The sequence below is a fragment of the Streptomyces sp. NPDC058964 genome, from assembly GCF_042741275.1.
In the GTDB taxonomy this organism is placed as follows: domain Bacteria; phylum Actinomycetota; class Actinomycetes; order Streptomycetales; family Streptomycetaceae; genus Streptomyces.
Genome location: NZ_JBHYKH010000035.1, coordinates 30103 through 32706, shown reverse-complemented (window position 1 = coordinate 32706; position 2604 = coordinate 30103). Strand labels below are relative to the sequence as shown.

1 protein-coding gene, 1 tRNA gene and 1 pseudogene are annotated in these 2604 nt (G+C 72.7%); 2 read left to right on the top strand and 1 reads right to left on the bottom strand.

Translation table 11 applies throughout. The annotated features are described in order from the left end of the window. Window positions 1-32 precede the first annotated feature (32 nt). Window positions 33-106 (bottom strand) — tRNA-Lys (locus tag ACFW2E_RS07235). 184 nt (window positions 107-290) lie between these two features. Between ACFW2E_RS07235 and ACFW2E_RS07230 the strand changes: the two genes are divergently transcribed. Then, window positions 291-1604 (top strand): peptidoglycan-binding protein, encoded by a 1314-nt coding sequence (locus tag ACFW2E_RS07230; RefSeq protein WP_384462678.1) that lies wholly within the window; start codon window positions 291-293, stop codon window positions 1602-1604. Window positions 1605-1697: 93 nt separating this feature from the next. Beyond that, window positions 1698-2604, top strand: a pseudogene (locus ACFW2E_RS07225) (SPFH domain-containing protein); the annotation flags it as partial.

Below are 2604 nucleotides of genomic sequence, written 5' to 3'. Positions count from 1 at the left end.
CCCTCGCGCTTGCGAGGGGGCCTTCCGGTCGGTGCGCCGCCAGGGACTCGAACCCCGGACCCGCTGATTAAGAGTCAGCTGCTCTAACCAACTGAGCTAGCGGCGCCCGCTGACAGGAGAACTCTACCCGACCTCCGGGTGTGCTCCGGACCACCGGCGCCGCCCGACGCGGGTCCGCCGGGCGGCCGTACATCATTCGGACCGTCAGCATGCGCGTCGGGAAGACAGTTGGGAAACTGATCAACGTGCACAGTTGCGGATATTTCCACCAGGAATGTGAGGGGAATCGCATGGCGACCCCGGTATTCGAGGAATTCGACCCCGTGAGCGGCTGCGAGTGCCCCGGATGCGTCCAGTGGCGGCGGGAGGGCGCGCATTCCCCGGCCGGCCGATTCGGCGGTCACCCGGCCGCCCGGCGGGCAGCCCTGGTCGTGGCGGCCGCCGCGTCCGCCCTCCTCGGCGCGGGTCACCCGGCCGCCGCCCTCACCGTCTCCCACGCCCCCCACCGGCCCGGCGTTCCCGCAGACCCCGAGCCCGACACCCCGCAGGGTGCCAAGGCGCCCCTGCACGGCCCGGGCGGGACACCCGCCAAGTCGGGCTCCCCGGCCGACGCGCCCAAGATCACCCGTACGGACATCATCAACCGGGCCAAGATCTGGGTCGCCGCGCACGTGCCGTACAGCATGGACTCCTATTGGTCCGACGGTTACCGGCAGGACTGTTCGGGCTATGTCTCAATGGCCTGGGGACTGCCGGGAAACGAATGGACCGGCAGCCTCGACCAGTACGGCGTGAAGATTTCCAAGGACGAACTCCAGGCCGGCGACATGCTGCTGTTCCACAATCCCGACAACCCCGAGAAGGGCTCACACGTCGTGATTTTCGGCGGCTGGACGGACTACACGCACACCCACTACACGGCCTACGAACAGACGCCCCCGCACACCCGCCGCCAGTCGACCCCTTACACCTACTGGAGCAACTCCGACCGGTACGTCCCCTACCGGTACAAGGGTGTGACCGAGAGCACGGCGGGTGCGAATCCGGCCAGTGCCACCAAGGCACAGCCGTTCCCGGGAGCGGCGTATTTCGGCCCCGGAGCCGACAACGACTATGTCACCCAGCTCGGGAGGATGCTGATCGCGCGCGGGGCCGGGACCTACTACACCCAGGGTCCCGGCCCCCGCTGGTCGGACGCGGACCGGCGGGCGACCCAGGCGTTCCAGCAGGCCCAGGGCTGGACCGGCGCGAACGCGGACGGCCTGCCCGGACCGCGTACCTGGGAACTGCTGACGAGCGGGAAGGGGAAGAACATCCCGGTGGCGGGCGCCGGCACCACCACCAGAGAACCCGCCTCGCACGGCGTGCCCGGCTATCCCGGCCGGAACCTGTTCCGTCCGGGCGAGGACAACGTGTACGTCACCCAGCTGGGGAGGCAACTGGTGAAGAAAGGGTTCGGCGCGTTCTACACCAACCCGCCGGGACCGCGCTGGGACGAGTCGGACCGCAGGGCGGTCGAGGCCTTCCAGCGCTCCCAGGGCTGGCGGGGCGGCGCGGCGGACGGCTACCCGGGGCCGGAGACCTGGCGACGGCTCTTCTCGTGACGACCGCGACAACCGTTGTGACCCGTTGTCATCCGTTGTGACCCGTCTGTACCACCTGTTGTGACGCATCTGGCGCGGAGGCTGGAGGCACGCATGAGTACGACCACTTCTCACACACCCGAGTCGGAGGGGCCACCCGAGGGGCCGACCCGTCCCGCCCGGCTGATCCAGAACGAGGCGACCACCGAGATCCCCGTCCATCTGCTGTTCCGCGACGACCCCGACCCGGCACCGCTGCGGCCCGCCGTGGTGAACCGCAGACATGGCACGGGGGAACAGCCGCGCCTGAGGCGCCCGGCCCCGGCGAAGACGCGGCCGGTACCTGAGATCGATCCCGACCTGGTGGAGTGCCCGGGGCGGGTGCTGCCCGGTGCGGCCGGGGTGCTCGCGGGGGCGGGCGGGCTGGCCGGCTGCGCGGCCGCCTCGTGGTGGGCCGGAGTGCTGCCGCCGGCCGTGGTGGAGGCGCTGCGGCTGCCGGCGGTCGCGGGTGCCGGTCTGGGGCCGGCCCAGTGGGCCGTGTACGCAGGGGCCGGGGCGCTCGGCCTGTTCGGCTTCGGCGGCCTGGCCCGGGGAACCACCGGGCGGGCCTGGGTGCTCGGCCTGTTCGGCCGCTACCGGGGGACCGTCCGGCGCACCGGTCTGCTCTGGGTCAACCCGCTGCTGCTGCGCCGCCGGGCCGACGTACGGCTCAGGCACTGGCGCAGCGAGCCGATGCCGGCGGCCGACGGCAACGGGGTCGCCCTGCGGGCGGTGGTCCTCGTGGTGTGGCGGGTGCGGGACACCGCGCGGGCCGTGCTCGGGGTCGAGGACCACGAGACGTATCTGCGCGAGTGCGTCGAGGCGGCGCTGGCCCGGGTGCCGGTGGAGGCGCCGGGCGGGCCGAGGGGCGGCGTGGACGCGGCGGCCGACGCGCTGACCCGGACGGGGGGGGGCGGCGCCCCGCCCCGCGGGGGCGGGGGGGTTTCGGGGGGACGCGGGGGGGGGGTGTGACCCCCCCAGG

Excerpts from the sequence above, each read along its gene's own strand:
- ACFW2E_RS07230 (WP_384462678.1), top strand. The coding sequence starts at position 291 with ATGGCGACCCCGGTATTCGAGGAATTCGACCCCGTGAGCGGCTGCGAG.